The organism is Dactylosporangium sp. McL0621 (genome assembly GCF_049995355.1).
Taxonomy (GTDB): Bacteria; Actinomycetota; Actinomycetes; order Mycobacteriales; family Micromonosporaceae; genus Dactylosporangium.
The window spans coordinates 1,232,752-1,248,604 of sequence record NZ_CP188259.1; the positions used below are offsets into that span (position 1 = coordinate 1,232,752).

A 15,853-nucleotide genomic window follows, 5' to 3' on the forward strand; every position below is an offset into this window, starting at 1 on the left:
GACACCAGAAAGGTCAGCGGACCCCTCATGAAGACCACGCTCTCGAAACGGATGGGCCTCGCGTTCGCCGCGCTGCTCGGCGCGATCGGGGTGAGCCTGCTCATCCCCGCGGTCGCCCGGACCGCGGTGCCCAACCCGGCCCCGGCCGGCATCAACCTCGGCGGTCTGCACCTGACCCCGACGTCCGGCAACGGCGGCGAGACGCCGAGCTTCAAGGCGGACACCGCGTGCCCGGCGGGCACCAACCTGGCCAACGTCAACACGATCGACCTGGCCGGTGTCGAGCAGACGATCTCCAACAACGTCACCGGTGTCCTCGCGGTGAAGCCCGGCTTCGGTACCACGTTCAACACCACCATGGCCACGGTCCAGTCCCTGGCCGGCAACGGGGGCCAGGAGTCGTTCCTGTTCATGGTCGACTGCCGGACCGGGGCCGACCACGGCACGTACACCGACGCCGTGCAGGTGGACTTCGGCGCGGACGGCAGCTGGGTGGTGCACGGGACCACGCCGGTGCCGCCGACCTCGTCCGCGACCCCGACCGCCTCGGCGCCCCCGTCGAACGGCGCCTCGCCCGAGGCGAGCACCACGCAGACCGCGACGCCGGGGCCGTCGGACCCCATCTCGCCGACCCCCGCCTCCAGCTCCGGGAACCTGCCGGTCACCGGGGGCGCCATCGCCACCATCGCCGGCGTCGCGGTCGCACTCATCGGGGTCGGGGTCGGTCTTCGGTACGCCGCGCGCCGCCGCGATTCGGAGTCCTCGGCGTGACGCACGAACGCGCTCGGCTGGCTATTGACCGTTCGGGCAATGGTTGCTGCTGAATGGATCGCTCGTCGTTTTCTGATGTTCATCTCGTGCATGTCCGGTGTGCGGTCAGGGACGCGCGAGGTGTCATCGCCGGAATCGAGGGTCAGCACGGTGGCCTGCGCGCCGGACGGGCTACGAGCCTGCCGGCGCGCCGGTGACGAACATTCGGGGAGGAATGTCCAAATGCTGCCGCCGCGGTTCATTTTCCTGGCAATCGTCACATCCGACGACGAAGAGTCCATCGTGGACCGGAAACAACGGACCGCGTGGATGCTGTGCTCGCCCAACAACCGGATCCTCGGCCGTGGAAAACAGACCTTCGACACCGAGGCGGAGTGTCGCGAGGCCGTCCGCGGGCTGGTACAAGCGGCCGACCGGCTCAATCCCGTCTCGACCGCGCTGGGCTCCAGCGGGCACTGGGTGTGGCGGGTCGAGCTCGACGGCGTGCCGCTCGCGGTATCGCACCGCGCATATCTGCGGGCCCGGGAATGCCAGTACAACGTCGGGCGATTCCTGGCCGCCCTGCCCGCCGGGCTGCTGACCGAGGGCCGGCGGCTGCTGCGCGAGGCCCCCCGGACGGTCGAGCGGCTGACCCGCAGCGAGACGCCCTGGCGAATGATCTCGACCGCGTGAACAAGTCGTCCTCCATTCGGATCGGAACATTCATGAGATTTGCCCTCGTATTGGTGAGCGTCATTGCCCTGCTGCTGATGGGCGCACCGGCGCGCGCCGACGACGGGATGCCCATCGTGGTCGTGGTGAGCGGCAGCCCGGAGCCGGCGACCCCGGCACCCGGCGGCGGGAACGGCGGGGGCGGGAACGGCGGCGGGCTCGCCCGGACCGGCCTCGACATCGTGCTCATCGCGGGCGTCGGCGTCGGCCTGGTCGCCCTCGGCGCGGCCGTCCTCGTCGCGGCGAGGCGGCGCTCCGGCAGCCGTACGATGGGCGCGTGAATCCCGAGTCCCATCTGGACCTGGAGCTCGTCGCCGAGCGGCTGCGACGGTGCACCGACGACCTCTCGCTCTACGGCGGCATGCTCCTCACGGTGCTCTCCGCCGCGCTGCCCGCCGACCTCGTCGAGGTGCGGCGGGAGGGCCGGCTCAAGGCGCGCGTCGGCGGGCGGGAGCCGGCGGTGCTCGGGGTGACCGTGCGCCTCGACGGGCGCCGGTTCGAGCTCGACCGCACCGGCGTCGGCGCGCGCCCGGTGACCGTGATCCGGCACGAGTCCCGGGGCGTGGTGCTCTCCTCGGAGACGGTGAGCGCCGACGAGTGGTGCCGGGCGCTCACCGCCGAGCTCGTGCGGGTCGCGGGGGCCGATTCGGCCGCGGTACAGGCGTTGCAGCGGCTCACGTCAACGGCATGACCATTGTCGGGTGCTCCGGCTGCGCGTCCGGGTGCAGGCGCGCCACCGCGGTGCCCATGGCGAAGAACTCGATCGCGTGCTGCCCCCACTCCCACGCGGACTCCTCGACCGTGACGCCCACGATGCCGTCGGCCTGCAGGAGCTGACCCTCGTACTGCATGCGGTCCATGGCGATCTCGCGTGCGTCGTACGCGGCCTGGGAGAAGTTCGTGAGCTCCACGTTCTGCCCGGCGTTGGCCAGCATCTGGCGGAACGTGAGGTGCGCGATGTGGTAGACGCACGTGCCGAGCACCAGCCCGCGCGGCAGCCAGCCGTGCCGGTGCAGGGTCCAGAAGTCCTGGCCGCTGAGGTGCGAGGTGAACGGCCGGCCTTGTGGCGTGCGGTAGTTCTGCCCGCTGGTGGACTTGACCGCGGTACCGACCGCGACGAACTCGAGCACGTCCGAGGCGAACTGGTAGTTCAGCGAACGGATGCGCACCCCGATGACGCCGTCGGCGCCGAGCGTCTCGGCCTCGCTCTCCATGCGGGCCATCGCCAGCTCGCGGCACTGGTACATGGCCTGGCTGAGCACCTGCAGCTCCTGGCTCACGCTCCACTTGGACTGCTGGAGACCGACGTGATAGATGCAGGTGCCCATCACGAGCCCGAGTGGCTCGAACCCGGTCTGCGTGGTCAGCACGAACTCGTTCACCGATAAGTCGGACGTGAAGAAGGGCTTGCCCTGCTGGGTGCGGGCGAGCCGGGCGCGGGCGCTCTCGGGGAGCTGCTGGGGTTGCTGGGAGACGGGTTCGTTCATGTCTTCGGACCTTAAACCGGTCGAAGGCCGGAGGTAAGCGTTGCTACGGTGTGGCCCGTGAGTGGCCGCCTGCGGGAGATCGCCCGCCAGACCGTGGCGATCGCCGAGCGCGGCTCCTACGTCAACGCCGCCGGTTCGACGGTCCCGGTTCCCGTCGCGCCCTCGCGCCTGTTCCTGCCGGACGACGCCGTGCCGACCGGGGTCGCCGCCGGGTCCGTCGCGATCGAGGTGACGCACGAGTCGACGCTCGCGGCCGCGCGCCGGGCCGGCCCCGGCGCCGCGACGCTGGTCTTCGCCTCGGCCAAGAACCCGGGCGGCGGCTTCCTGGGCGGCGCGGAGGCCCAGGAGGAGAGCCTGGCCCGTGCGTCGGCGCTCTACACCTGCCAGCGCACCGCGCCGGAGTTCTACGACTTCCACCGCCACCAGCACGACCTGCGCTACAGCGACCGGGTCATCTACTCGCCGGCCGTACCGTGCTTCCGCGACGACAACGGGCGCCTGCTGGACGCCCCGTTCCGGACGGCATTCCTGACCGCCGCCGCCCCGAACCTCGGCGCGCTGCTGCGCAACCAGCCCGGCGACGCCGCCGACGTGCCCGAGGTCCTGCGCCGGCGGGCGACGCGGGTGCTGGAGATCGCCGCGGGGCACGGGCACCGGACCCTGGTCCTGGGCGCCTGGGGCTGCGGCGTGTTCCGCAACATGCCGGCCGAGGTGGCGCGGGCCTTCGCGGTGGCCCTGGAGAGGGTGCCGTGCTTCGAGCGGGTCGTGTTCGCCATCTACGACCGCCTGCCGCGCACCCCGGTGTACCAGGCCTTCGCCGACGCCTTCCCCACCATCGACGGAGCCTGATCAAGGCATTCGGCCACGTGTATGCGTGTGATGTTTTCGGCATTGACAAACGGCCATGCGACGGACTGTAGGCGACAACGGGCGGGGTTGAGCGGATTCGGCCCGCGGAGCGTCACGGGGTGTGCTGTGCGTGCCAATGTTGTCGCTCGCTGTCAATCTTCTCTTTCGTTGACTTGGCTCACAGGGAACTCCTAGCCTTCCGTCGCACCAGTCGACTTGATCATGGGGGAGTGGCCGACGTGAGTCTCGTGCTGCCTGTTTTGCGTACGCGTTTTAGGCCCGGCGTATTGGCCGCGCTGCTCGGTCTCGTCGTCGCACTCCTGGTGGCACCGCCCTTCGCGGGCCCTGTTCAAGCCGCGCCCAAGCCCGTCGCCTGTCCCGGAACGGCGAACGACGCGGCGAGTGCGAAGCAGCAGGCGGCCGTGTGTAAGGGCCGGGTCGAGGTCCTGTCGGGGCGTACCGAGCGGGCGCAGGTTTTCGCGAACCCGAATGGGACCTTCACGTCGTCCGAGGCGATGGTGGTGCAGCGGGTGCGGACCGCGAGCGGCGGCTGGACCGCGCCGGATCCGACGCTGCGTAAGACGGCGTCCGGGTATGCGCCGGTGGCGAGTTGGCTGGGTACGACGTTTTCGGGTGGTGGCAGCGGTCCGCTGGTGTCGCTGCGGCGGGGGTCCGGTGAGCTGGCGCTGTCGTGGCCCACGGCGTTGCCCGCGCCGAAGGTGGAGGGCCGCACCGCCACGTATCCGGAGGTGCTTCCCGGCGTGGATCTGCAGCTGACCGCGGAGGTTGAGGGCTACTCCGAGGTTCTGGTGGTGAAGACGCCGGAGGCGGCGAAGCAGCGGGCGCTGGAGAATGTGCGGTTCCGTACGGCGGTCAAGGGTCTGCGGGTGAAGACCGGTGATGCGGGGTCGGTGAGTTATGTCGACGGTAGCGGCGCGCCGATGTTCTCCTCGGGTACGCCGGCGATGTGGGACTCCTCCGGCGGTGTGCCGGCCGACGCGAAGGCGGTCGGGGTGCAGAGCCGTACCGCGCGGATGCCGGTGGCGGTCGAGGGTGGCGATGTCGTGATCCGGCCGGATCTGCAGGTGCTGCGCGGGGGTGCGACGAAGTTTCCGGTGTTCATCGATCCGGCGTTCAACGCGTCGGCCTGGACGATGATCAATAGCCGGTTCACGTCGCAGTCGTATTGGAGCTATGACCGCAACGGGTGTCCGTCGCCGTATACGGCGGTGCCGTGTGCGAAGGTCGGGTACACCGATGAGGGTCAGACGATGATCTACCGGTCGATCTTCCTGCTGCCGACGTCGTCGTATGTGGGCAAGCATGTGCTGGACGCGAAGTTTTCGATGGATCTGCTGCATTCGTGGACGTGCAGCGACACGCGTACGAGCCTGTGGTGGGTCGGGGGGATCGACGCGAACACGAACTGGAGCAACCATGCGGGTAGCTGGAGCTCGTTGCAGACGTTTGTGGACAACCACACCTGCAACAAGACCCGGGTGCGCAGTGAGTGGGGGATCACCGGGCTGATCCAGTCCGCGGCCGGGCAGTACTGGAACGGTGTGACGATCGGCCTGCGGGCGGGTGATGAGGCGAACCATAACGCGTGGAAGAAGTTCGACGCCGGGACGGCGTTGCTGACGGTGACGTACAACTCGTACCCGAACGCCCCGGATCAGCTGACGGTGTCGGGCAGTGCGTGTGTGACGGGTGCGGGGCGGCCGGTGGTGAAGACGGTGACGCCGGAGTTGCGGGCGCGGACGAGTGATGGTGACGGTACGGCGCAGGTGCACAATGTGTCGTTCTGGTGGTGGCCGGTGGGCGGTGCCCGCAACGACAACGACCGGGTGATGCAGAACTCGGTCACGCCGGGGACGACGGCGATCGTGAGTGTGCCGCCGGGCCGGCTGGTCAACGACGGGGTGTACCAGTTCCAGGCCCGTTCCTACGACGGTACCGACGACGGGCAGTTCTCGCAGGTGTGCGAGTTCAAGGTGGACACCGCGCCGCCGGGGGCGCCGTCGCAGGTGACGTCGACGGACTATCCCAGTGACGGGCAGCGGCACGGCGGGGCGGGGGTGGCGGGGACGTTCAAGTTCTTCCCGCCGGCCACGGTGCCGTCGGACTTCGCCGGCTACGCGTACACCCTCGACACGGGCACGACCCCGCCGAACGCCACGCAGGTGGCTCCGGCCGCGGACAACACGGCGACGGTGACCATCACCCCGCCGACCGACGACGCGTTCACCCTGCGGGTGTGGACCAAGGACACCGGCGGCAGCTACTCGGCGACCCCGAAGTCGTACGCGTTCAGCGTCCAGGCCGGCCTGGGCCCCGACGGGCGTTGGGACTTCGAGGAGGGCACCGGCGCGACCACGGCCGACAGCTCGAACCACGGGAACACCCTCGCCCTGTCGAACACCACCTGGACGGCGAGCCGGGGCGGCACCCGCCACGCGCTGGCGTTCAACGGCTCGGCGCAGGCCGTGGCCGCGGGGCCGATCAAGACGAAGTCGCCGACGACGGGCGCGCAGACGACGGTGCGTACCGACGCCAACTTCACGGTCACCGCCTGGGTGAAGGTGGACACCCTCGATCCGACGACCGCGTACGTCGCGGCCAGCCAGGACGGGACGCAGACGGCGGCGTGGGCCCTCACCTACCACGGACCGACGGCCCGGTGGCGGTTCACCATGGCCGGCTCCGACGTGCGATCGCCGGCCATCTACGCGGTGGTGTCCGACAATCCGATCACCGCAGGGCGGTGGACGTACCTGGTGGCCACGTACGACGCTTCCACGCACCAGATGCGCCTTTACGTCGACGGCGTCGCCCAGGCGGCCACCGCCACGGTCGTCGGCGGCTTCAACGCGACCGGCCCGTTCGTGATCGGCCGGCACCTGTGGGACATCGGGCCGAACAACTTCTTCAAGGGCAGCATCGACGACGTCCGGCTCTACGGGCGCCTGGTTGCGTCCACCGATCCGCAGTTCGCCGCGCCGCTCAAGCCCGAGCAGCCGATCGTCACCTTCCCCAACGGCAATAACGCCACGGTGAATCAGCCGCTGCAGGTGACGTTGAGCGCGGGCGGCGACACGACCGTGACGGCGATCAAGTACAGCCTCGGCACCTTCCCGCTCAACTCGACCGCGACGCTGCCGACGCCGGGCGGATCGGTCACCGTGACCGTCACTCCGGTCGCCCAGGGCCAGGTGCAGCTGTTCGCCGAGTCCGTGGCGGGCGCCCAGAACAGCCTGACGACCAGCGCGCTGATCAACGTCGGCACGCCGCCGGCGATCTCCGGCGTCGTCAACGACCCGGTCGCCGGCACCGCGGTCGCCGGCGCGACGGTGATGCTGCATCCGGGCGGTGCGACCCGGGTGACGGACGCCTTCGGGACCTTCTCGTTCACCGGTCTGACCGCCGGGACCTACTCGGTGTCGACCGCGGTCGGCGACGCGTGCGGCCTGTACGCGAGCACCCAGGTCGAGGTCACCGGGCAGACGAACGTCCAGCTGGACCTGTACCCGCAGTCGGACCTCTTCGGGTACACCTGCATGGCGCAGAGCCAGGCGTTCGAGCCGGCCGACGGGGCCGTGCTGAACCTGAACGGCGACGACGCGATGACGCAGATGGCGCTGCCGTTCGTGATGCCGTTCTACGGGCACAACCAGTCCACCGCGTGGGTGTCGACGAACGGCTTTATCACCTTCCTCGACCCCAGTGCCGCCGCCTTCGCCGACGCCGGCGCGGCCGCGGCGGCCATCCCGCAGGCGGCGGCCCCGAACGCGATCGTCGCGCCGTTCTGGCGTGACCTCGAGGTCGGCGCCGGCGCCAGCGTCCGGACCGAGGTCGCCGGGGTGTTCCCGAACCGCCGCCTCATCGTGGAGTGGCGCGACGTCCAGATGTGGGGGACCTCGAAGCACGTCACGTTCGAGGCGATCCTGTCCGAGAACGGCGACATCGCCTTCAACTACGCCGACCTGGACGCCGACGACGTCGAGAAGGGCCTGGACGCGACGGTCGGCATCGAGAGCACCGGCGGCGAGTACGGGCTGCAGTACCTCTACAACCAGCCCATCCTCGACAACGACAAGGCCGTGCTCATCGACTACCCGCTCGACGCGCAGCCGATCGGCACCGGCACCGTCAGCGGCACCGTGACCCGCAACGGGGCTCCGGCCGGCGGGCTGACCGTGTCGCTGCAGCCGCAGAACCTCACCACGATGACCGCCTCCGACGGCACCTACGCGTTCGCCGCCGTGGAGGAGGGCGGGTTCAGCGTGTCCGCAGTGGACGGTTGCGCCACGGCCGTCGTCAGCGGGCACGTGTCCGGCCCGACCGTCGCGAATCTGGCCCTGGCACCGGTGCCCGACGAGTTCGGCTACTCGTGCGGCCTGGTGACGCAGGCGTTCGTCCCGGCCGACACCACGGTGCTGCCGCTGACCGGCGACGACGCGCACACCTCGCTCACGCTGCCGTTCCCGGTGACGTTCTACGGGCAGACGTACAGCACCGCCTGGGTGTCCACCAACGGCCTCGTGAGCTTCGCCGACCTGACCTCCGACGTACCGGACGGGCGTGCGGCCGTGCCTGATGCGACCGGACCCAACGCGGCCCTGTACCCGTTCTGGAACGACCTGGTCGTCGAGAGCGACTCCAGCGTCCGCACCGCGGTCGTGGGCTCGGCCCCCAACCGCAAGTTCGTGATCGAGTGGCGCAACGTGGGCATGTTCGGCAACAGCTCGCAGCGCTTGAGCTTCGAGGTGGTCATCGCCGAGAACGGCACCATCACGTTCAACTACACCGGGCTCGACAACCCGCCGGAGCGGGGGACCGGGGCCGTGGTCGGCATCGAGAACGCCGACGGCACCGTCGGGCAGACCTACTCCGCCTTCCGGGAGGCGCTCGCCGACAACCAGGCCATCATCTACACCCCGCCAGCCGCGTGACCGCCATGCCTGATCTGCGGAGACGTTCCTTGAAGCGGACGACCGGCCGCGTGCTGACGCTGGCCCTTCCGGTCCTCCTCGTCGTGTCGCTGGGCGGCCAGGCGCCGGCGTTCGCGGCCCCCGCGAAACCGTTCAGCCCGGCCGCCGCGGCCAAGGTGCCGAGCGTCAGGACGAAGGCGGTCCCGGCCGGGAAGCCGGTCAAGGACACCACGAAGAAGGCGCAGGACAGCCCGGCGCCGGTGTGGCCGGGCGCGTCGGCGGCGGATGTCGATGTGGCGGCGGCTTCCGGTGGCCCGGTGTCGGTTACGGCGCCGACGACGACGGCCAGGGCGCGGACGATCGGGGCGGCGAGCGTGCCGATTCCGGCCCGGGCGCACGTCGAGGTTCTGGACCAGCAGGCGGCGAAGAAGGCCAACGTCCAGGGCCTGCTGTTCAAGGTCGGGCGGGGCGACGGCGGCAGCGACGCGGCCGGCGTCGGGGTGAAGGTCGACTACAGCAAGTTCGCGACGGCGTACGGCGCGGACTGGTCGACCCGGCTGAAGCTGGTGGAACTGCCCGCGTGCGCGCAGTCGACGCCGGAGCGGGCCGAGTGCCGGGGCACCGACGTGCCCAGCCACAACGACTCCAAGACGAAGACGGTCTCCGCGGACGTCGTCCTCGGCGCGACGGCGAAGACGCTCGCCCTGACGGCCGGGAGCTCGGGGGCGTCGGGTAGTTACGGTGCGACGAGTCTGTCGTCGTCGAGTACGTGGTCGGCTGGTGGGTCGGCTGGTGATTTTTCGTGGTCGTTCCCGATGCGGACGCCGCCGTCGTTGGGTGGTCCGTCGCCGACGTTGCAGATTACGTATTCGGCGCAGTCGGTTGATGGGCGGATGGTGACGTCGAACAATCAGCCGTCGATTGTGGGTGAGGGTTTCGAGCTGTCGACGTCGGGTTATATCGAGCGTCGGTACAAGACGTGTGCGGAGGATCCGAAGACCGGCGGGAACGCGGCGGCGAAGACCGGTGACATGTGCTGGGCGACGGACAACGCGACGATGAGTTTGAACGGTTCGGGTTCGGAGCTGATCAAGGATGGTACGGACCCGAACAAGTGGCATCCGCGTAATGATGACGGGTCGCGGGTGGAGCACAAGCTGGGTGCGGCCAATGGTGACAATGATGGTGAGTGGTGGGTTGTCACCACGGTGAATGGGACGCAGTACTGGTTCGGGCGGAATCAGTTGCCGGGTGCGCCGGCGGGGACGGCGACGCAGTCGACGTGGACGGAGCCGGTGTTCGGCAACGACGCCGGCGAGCCGTGTCATGGTGCGACGTTCGCGGCGTCGTCGTGTACGCAGGCGTACCGGTGGAATCTCGACTTTGTTGTCGATCCGCACGGCAACACGATGTCGTACTGGTACGGCGTCGACAGGAACTTCTACAGCAAGAACAACGGTACGGCGACGCAGTACGACCGGGGTGGCTACCTCGACCACGTCGTGTACGGGACGCGGGATGAGAACCTGGCCACGGCCGGGGACTGGACCACCGGCACGGACACGGTGTTCTCGGGGCATCCGGCGGCGCGGATCAACTACGGCTACGCCGATCGGTGCCTGTCGTCGTGTGGGACGAAGGACAAGGCGCACTGGCCGGATACGCCGTGGGATTTGAACTGTGACAGTGGGGCGACGTGTCCGCAGACGTCGCCGTCGTTCTGGACGACCCGCCGCCTCGCCTCGATCACGACGCAGGTGTGGGAGGTGTCGACGTCGGCGATGCGCGACACCGAGCGGTGGACGCTGATGCACACGTTCCCGGATCCGGAGGACGGGACCCGGGCGGGGTTGTGGCTGGACAAGGTCGGGCACAGCGGCCTGGTGGGTGGGCAGACGGATCTGCCTGATGTGAGTTTCGTGCCGACGCAGATGCCGAACCGGGTGGATGGGGTGGATGCGTCGCCGTCGATGAACTGGTCGCGGTTGACGGCGATCAACACGGAGACCGGTGGTCAGATCCAGATTGTGTATCTGGGGAAGGACTGTGTGGTCGGTTCGCGGATGCCGGCGTCGCCGGAGAACAACACGTTGCGGTGTTATCCGGTGCGGTGGACGCCGGACCCGATCACGGGTGAGGTCACGGACTATTTCCACAAGTATGTGGTGGACAAGGTCATCGAGAACGATCTGACGGGCGGGTCGAAGCGGGTCCTGCACCAGTACACGTACCTCGGTGACCCGGCGTGGCATTACGCCGACGACGACGGGCTGATCTCGTCGGATCAGAAGACGTGGAACGTGTGGCGGGGCTACGCGAAGGTCGGCACGTCGGCGGGTGAGGCGCCGACCGCGCCGGGGAATCCGGATGAGCGGACGTACTCGGAGACGCTGTACTTCCGGGGGATGAACGGCGATCACCTGCCGTCGGGGACGCGTTCGGTGAACGTGGTCGACTCCGAGGGTGGCAGCGTCCCGGACGACGACGCCTACTCGGGGATGATCCGGGAGTCGCGGACGTTCAACGGTGTCGGCGGCCCGGAGGTCAGCGGCGCGATCAACGACCCGTGGCAGTCCGCGGCCACGGCGACGCGGACGATCAACGGCGTTACGACGACGGCGAAGTTCATCAACACGTCGGCGGTGCACAGCCGCACGACGCTGGATGCGGGCCGTGGGGTGCGCCGCTCGTCGACGAAGAACACGTTCGACTCGCTGGGCATGGTCGTGACCGCGACGGATTACGGCGATGACGCGGTGACGGGCGATGAGCAGTGCACGACGACGTCGTTCGAACCGCGGAACACGTCGGTGTGGCTGATGACGGCGCAGCAGCGGACGCAGACGTTCTCGGTCGACTGTGACAAGGTGGCGGCGGGTCCGATCACCGAGGCTGATGTGATCGGTGACAGCCGCCTGTACTACGACAACGCGACCACGTTCGGCACCGCCCCGACGAAGGGTGATGTGACGAAGAGCGAGGCGTTGAGCGTCTGGAGCGCGACCAACCCGACGTACTACCAGTTGAGCCGCTCCACGTACGACGTGCTGGGCCGCGTCACGGAGTCCTGGGACGCGATGGACTATCACTCGCAGACCGACTACACCCCGGCCACCACCGGCCCCGTCACCCAGACCGTCGACACCAACCCGCGCAGCTGGCAGACCACGACGAACCTCGAGCCGGCGTGGGGCCTGACCACATCCACCGTGGATCAGAACGGACGCCGCACCGAGACGACGTACGACGGGCTGGGCCGCCTGACCGGGGTGTGGTTGCCGGATCGCTCCAAGGCGGCCGGCGCGACCGCCAACATGACCTATGAGTACCTGATCCGCAAGGACGGGGCCAACGCGGTCACCAGCAGGAGGCTCAACCCGTCGGGTGGCTACACCACCTCGTACGCGCTGTACGACGGCCTGGTCCGGGAGCGGCAGACGCAGACGGACTCCCCGTCGGGCGGCCGTCTGCTGACCGACGTCTTCTACGACACGGCCGGTCGCAGGTCGCGCAGCTTCGCCGCCTACCACGACGCGTCCGGGGCGCCGGGCACCTCGATCGTGGCGCCGGTCGACGAGGGCCTCACGATCCCGTCGCAGACGCGGCTGCTCTACGACGGTGCGGGGCGCGAGGTCGCGCAGATCTTCCAGCCGTACAACTCCGAACGCTGGCGGACCGAGACCTACTACGGCGGTGACTACACCGCGGTCACCCCGCCGCTGGGCGGGACGGGCAGCCTCACGCGCACCGACGAGAACGGCCGCACCACCGAGCTGTGGCAGTTCGCCTCGCGGATCCCGGGCAATCTCAACTCGGACCCGAGCACGTACGACAAGACCACCTACTCCTACAACCGGCGCGGCCTGCTGGCCAAGGTGGTCGACCCGGCCGGGTACGAGTGGACGTACGACTACGACCTGCGCGGGCGCAACACCTCCTCGAAGGACCCGGACAGCGGGACCACGACCAAGGAGTACGACAACGCCGGCCGGATGACGAAGACGACCGACAGCCGCGGCAACGTCCTCGTCACCACCTACGACAACCTCAACCGCCAGACCGGTCTGTACCAGAACTCGGTCACGGCGGCGAACCAGCTCGCGGGCTGGACCTACGACACGACCAAGTTCGAGGACGGGGTCACCAACGCCAAGGGCAACCCGACGGCGTCGATCCGCTACGTCAGCGGGCAGCAGTACAAGTCGACCGTCGTGCAGTACAACGACCGGTACCAGGCCACCGTCTCCACCGTCACCATCCCCGCGTCCGAGACCGGTCTCGCCGGCGACTACACCTACTACACCGGGTACAACGCCGACGGCACCGTCACCAGCACCAGCTCGCCCGGCGTCGGCGACCTGCAGCCCGAGACCATGGCGGTCGGCTACAACGCGCTCGGGATGACCGACAATCTCAGCAGTTTCTACGGCGCCGACCAGCGCCGCTGGCTGGTCGAGCGGACGTCGTTCAACGCCCTGGCCCAGCCGACGCAGTACTCGCTCTTCAACGGCACGGTCACCACCGACGACAACGACAGCGGCGGTCCACGCACCTATCTGTCGCGCAGTTACGAGCTCGAGACCGGCCGGCTGACGGGCCTGAAGACCGACCGCGACCAGGTGTCGCCGAACACGGTTGCGGACCTGCACTACAGCTACAACGACTTCGGCACCATCGGGAAGATCGCCGACACGCCGGCCGGCGGCACCGCGGACACGCAGTGCTTCACCCACGACCGCTACGAGCGCCTCACCGACGCGTGGACCCCGGCCTCGGGCGACTGCGCGACCGGCCCGACGGCCACGACGGGCGGCCCGGCGCCGTACCGGGTGCACTACGACTACGACACCGTCGGGCGCCGCACGGGCCAGACCCAGTACGGCACCGCGGCCGGCACCAGAAGCACGACGTACGGCTACCCGGTCGGCGCGACGCCGGCCACGACGACCCGCCCGCACACGATGACCGGCACCAGCACGACGGACGACACCGGCATCCACACGGCGTCCTACTCGTACGACAACGCCGGCAACACCATCGGCCGCCCCGGTACGAACGGCAACCAGACGCTGCAGTGGGACGCCGAGGGCAACCTGACCAGCGTCACCGACACCGCGGGCAGCACGACGTTCCTGTACGGCGCGGACGGCAACCGCCTCATCCGCAAGGACGTCACCGGCAAGACCCTGTACCTGCCGGACATGGAGGTGAAGTACAACACCCAGACGGCGGCCAAGACCTGCACGCGGTACTACTCCTTCGGCGGCACCATCGTCGGTCAACGCACCGCGGGCGGCATCACCTGGCTAGCCAGCGACGGGCAGGGCACCGCCGACGTGTCGATCCTCGCCACGACGCAGGCGGTCACGGTGCGCCGCCAGCAGCCCTTCGGCGAACAGCGCGGCGCCTCGGTGACCTGGCCGAACGAGAAGGGCTTCGTCGGCGGCACCAACGACCCGACCGGCCTGGTACAGATCGGCGCCCGGTACTACGACGCCGCGATCGGCCGCTTCATCTCCACGGACCCGGTGCTCGACAACACGGACCCGCAGCAGTTGCAGGGCTACGCGTACTCCGAGAACAGCCCGGTCACCCACAGCGACCCGACCGGTGAGCGCACCGACGAGCAGTACTACGGCAAATCCGGCGCCGCCAACATGGACCGTCCGTTCGACCAGGCTCAATGGGACCGGGACGCGCAGGCCGAGCTGGACCGGCAGAAACGGGCCAAGGAGGCCCAGCAGAAGGCCTACTGCAAGGCCCACCCGATCAAGTGCGGCTGGCAGAAGGCCAAGACCGCCACGGTCAACTGGGTCGACGAGCACAAGGCCGAGATCATCGGCAACATCGCCGGCTTCGCCGTCGGCCTCGGCTGCGGCGCCCTGATCGGGGTCACCGGCGTCGGGGCCGTCGCCTGCGGGGCCCTGGCCGGCGCGGTGACGAACATGGTCACCTACGCCATCCAGACGAAGGTCGAGCACAAGGGCAACTTCTCCTGGGGCGGCATGCTCAAGACCGGCGCGGAGGGCGCCATCATCGGCGGCGTGATGGGCGGTCTCGGAGCGGTCGCCGGCCCCGCGCTCAAGGCCGGCAAGGCCGCCCTCATGGGCGGCGGCGGGCTCAAGGCCGCCGTATCGGCGGGCGGCAAGGCAGCCGCGGCCGAGTCGCGCGCCATGGCCCAGGGCGCGAAGAACATGGTCAAGGGGGGCGCGGCACCCAAGGCGGCCGCTCCGAGGCGTGGTTGCAGCTTCACCGCCGGCACCAGGGTCCTGATGGCGGACGGCAGCCGTAGGCCCATCCAGGACGTCAGGCCCGGCGACACCGTGTCGGCGACCGATCCCAGGACCGGGAACACCGTGCCGCGCAAGGTCGTCGCGGTGTACGTCAACCGCGACAACGCCCTGACCGATCTGACGGTCAGGTCGGTGGACGGCTCGATCGCCACGGTGCGGACGTCCCAGAACCATCCGTTCTGGGACAGCGAGCGCCAGGCCTGGGTCGGCGCCGGCGATCTCCGGCCGGGCGCAACGCTGAACGACGGAAGTGCCGTGGCCCCGACGGTCGTCCGGGTCAGCAGCTACGTCGGTGCGCGTGACATGTACGACCTCACCGTGGACGACGTCCACACCTACTACGTCGGCGCCGGCGAGACGCCGGTCCTGGTGCACAACTGCGGCGACGCCGACGAGTGGCAGATCGAGGATCACGTGATGCCCCGGCACGTTGCCGGTGGGGCGGAGAACGCCGGCAAGGCGACCTTCGGGCCGCAGTTCAGCAGCAAGGAAGCGCTGCTGAACCTCGCCTCGATGTCGAAAAGGTACATCGGCCGGACGCAGGCCGCGACCGGACGGGCGCGCTGGGTCATCGACACGGGCATCGAGATCGGCAAGAACGCGGACGGGTCGCCGACGACCGTGCTGACCATCGTGCGGCAGGCGACGAACGAGTGGGACTTCGGCGATCTCGTGACGATGCATCCCGGTCTGCCGCGTGACCTCATAAGGCCGTTCGCCCATTGACGTTCGCGAACCGGACTCCTCGAGGCCGGGAGGCTCGCACCAATCGCATGGAGCGAGCCTCCCGGCCCGGGGTAGCCTCAGCGGA

8 protein-coding genes are annotated in these 15,853 nt (G+C 69.3%); 7 read left to right on the plus strand and 1 reads right to left on the minus strand.

Annotated features, from left to right (window positions below; all coding sequences use genetic code 11):
• The first annotated feature begins 27 nt into the window (after positions 1–27).
• The 4 genes from ACPPVO_RS05700 to ACPPVO_RS05715 are packed head-to-tail and all read left to right on the plus strand — an operon-like array spanning position 28 to position 2,173.
• Positions 28–771 (plus strand): hypothetical protein, encoded by a 744-nt coding sequence (locus ACPPVO_RS05700; protein WP_426510211.1) that lies wholly within the window; start codon positions 28–30, stop codon positions 769–771.
• Positions 772–810: 39 nt separating this feature from the next.
• Positions 811–1,443, plus strand: a complete 633-nt coding sequence (locus ACPPVO_RS05705; protein ID WP_426510212.1) for a hypothetical protein — start codon at positions 811–813, stop codon at positions 1,441–1,443.
• A gap of 53 nt (positions 1,444–1,496) precedes the next feature.
• Positions 1,497–1,763 carry a hypothetical protein gene (locus tag ACPPVO_RS05710; RefSeq protein WP_426510213.1) on the plus strand — a complete coding sequence of 89 codons (267 nt, stop codon included), beginning with the start codon at positions 1,497–1,499 and terminating at the stop codon, positions 1,761–1,763.
• Positions 1,760–2,173 carry a hypothetical protein gene (locus tag ACPPVO_RS05715; protein WP_426510214.1) on the plus strand — a complete coding sequence of 138 codons (414 nt, stop codon included), beginning with the start codon at positions 1,760–1,762 and terminating at the stop codon, positions 2,171–2,173. The genes ACPPVO_RS05710 and ACPPVO_RS05715 overlap by 4 nt, the downstream gene beginning before the upstream one ends.
• Here the strand turns inward: ACPPVO_RS05715 and ACPPVO_RS05720 are convergent.
• Positions 2,157–2,969, minus strand: a complete 813-nt coding sequence (locus tag ACPPVO_RS05720) for a heavy metal-binding domain-containing protein (protein WP_426510215.1) — start codon at positions 2,967–2,969, stop codon at positions 2,157–2,159. The genes ACPPVO_RS05715 and ACPPVO_RS05720 overlap by 17 nt on opposite strands.
• A gap of 57 nt (positions 2,970–3,026) precedes the next feature.
• On the opposite strand from ACPPVO_RS05720, the gene ACPPVO_RS05725 reads away from it, so the two are divergent.
• The 3 genes from ACPPVO_RS05725 to ACPPVO_RS05735 all read left to right on the plus strand — a co-directional run bounded on the left by ACPPVO_RS05725 (position 3,027) and on the right by ACPPVO_RS05735 (position 15,768).
• Positions 3,027–3,818, plus strand: coding sequence for a TIGR02452 family protein (locus tag ACPPVO_RS05725; RefSeq protein ID WP_426510216.1), 792 nt, complete (start codon positions 3,027–3,029; stop codon positions 3,816–3,818).
• A 239-nt stretch (positions 3,819–4,057) separates the two neighbouring features.
• Positions 4,058–8,770 carry a LamG-like jellyroll fold domain-containing protein gene (locus ACPPVO_RS05730; protein WP_426510217.1) on the plus strand — a complete coding sequence of 1,571 codons (4,713 nt, stop codon included), beginning with the start codon at positions 4,058–4,060 and terminating at the stop codon, positions 8,768–8,770.
• 29 nt (positions 8,771–8,799) lie between these two features.
• A complete protein-coding gene (locus ACPPVO_RS05735; RefSeq protein ID WP_426510218.1) occupies positions 8,800–15,768 on the plus strand; it encodes a polymorphic toxin-type HINT domain-containing protein in 6,969 nt (2,322 codons plus the stop codon).
• Positions 15,769–15,853: the final 85 nt, after the last annotated feature.

What these genes read in the sequence shown, in the direction of transcription:
- ACPPVO_RS05700 (WP_426510211.1), top strand. Translation starts at nt 28, where the DNA reads ATGAAGACCACGCTCTCGAAACGGATGGGCCTCGCGTTCGCCGCGCTG.
- ACPPVO_RS05705 (WP_426510212.1), top strand. Translation starts at nt 811, where the DNA reads ATGGTTGCTGCTGAATGGATCGCTCGTCGTTTTCTGATGTTCATCTCG.
- ACPPVO_RS05720 (WP_426510215.1), bottom strand. Translation starts at nt 2,969, where the DNA reads ATGAACGAACCCGTCTCCCAGCAACCCCAGCAGCTCCCCGAGAGCGCC.